The 382-nt window shown below is 52.9% G+C and carries 1 protein-coding gene; it reads right to left on the bottom strand.

The features are described from left to right. Positions 1 to 6 precede the first annotated feature (6 nt). A complete protein-coding gene (locus tag AC1XDK_RS30830; RefSeq protein WP_483353838.1) occupies positions 7 to 240 on the bottom strand; it encodes a hypothetical protein in 234 nt (77 codons plus the stop codon). Between the last annotated feature and the right edge of the window lie 142 nt (positions 241 to 382).

Here is a 382-nt window from a genome sequence, read left to right as displayed (position 1 = left end):
GTGTTTCTACACGCGCTCGAACCGATCAGCGTTCACCGGGAAGACGCTTCGTGCATAGAGCTTCATCAGGTACGCAGCACCAAACCATGAGAAAATGACCATCCATCCACCTGCCTGATTCGAAACGTTGAGGACATACAGTGCAACTGCACCGACGCTCCCGAGGACGACGATCTGAATCAAACAGGCGACGAGCAGGACTTTGACGATACCGAGAAGTATCGCAATATGGCGCCGCACTGTCTCTCGGGCACTCTCGTTTGGTGGCTCAATCGATAACGGTGGGATTTGCATGGCCTCATCCTCCATTCTCCTCATCAGCAAGTGGATCGTCCACTAACTCATACAATGCCGTCTTCGCGTGAATGTTCTCGAGGTAACC

The sequence above is a fragment of the Haladaptatus sp. HS23 genome (assembly GCF_056892285.1).
The sequence above is the reverse complement of the archived record's forward strand: the minus strand, read 5'-3'. Positions and strand labels throughout refer to the sequence as shown.